The 609-nt window shown below is 68.1% G+C and carries 1 protein-coding gene; it reads right to left on the minus strand.

Going from position 1 to position 609, the window contains the following annotated elements; translation table 11 throughout:
* Nucleotides 1–49: 49 nt before the first annotated feature.
* A partial coding sequence (locus O3T09_RS11815; RefSeq protein ID WP_269295571.1) for a transposase occupies nt 50–609 on the minus strand: 560 nt, incomplete at its 5' end.

The raw sequence follows: 609 nt of genomic DNA on the forward strand, positions 1-609 counted from the left end.
GGTCAAGCCCCATGAAGTGGTGTAGCGGCTGATTCCTTCGTTGGGGTTGTCAGGCGCTGAACTCGAGGGCGGGCGCGGTGTCGGGGTTCACCTCGCTTCCCGTGTTGCTGACGGTGGTGAGTCGGCAGCGGGCCAGGACCTCCAGGCCGAGGTAGCGACGGCCCTCGGCCCACTCGTCTGTCTGCTCGGCCAGCACCGCGCCCACCAGTCGTACGATGGCCGCCCGGTTGGGGAAGATGCCCACCGCGTCGGTGCGGCGGCGGATCTCGCGGTTGAGCCGCTCGGCCGGGTTGTTCGACCAGATCTGGGTCCAGACGTCCTTGGGGAATGTGGTGAACGCCAGGATGTCGGCCCGGGCAGCATCGAGGTGCTCGGCCACCACCGGCAGTTTCTCGCTCACGTAGTCCAGCAGCCGGTCGAACTGGGCGTTGACGCTGGCGGCATCGGGCTGGTCGTAGACCGAGTGGAGCATGGCCTTCACCGCCGGCCACATGCTCTTCGGGGTGATGCCCATCAGGTTCGCCGCGTAGTGGGTGCGGCAGCGTTGCCACACCGCACCGGGCAGGTTCGCGGCGATGGCGTCCTTGAGCCCGGGGTGGGCATCAGAGG

It is taken from the genome of Micrococcus sp. H39-S4 (genome assembly GCF_027158145.1).
In the GTDB taxonomy this organism is placed as follows: domain Bacteria; phylum Actinomycetota; class Actinomycetes; order Actinomycetales; family Micrococcaceae; genus Micrococcus; species Micrococcus luteus.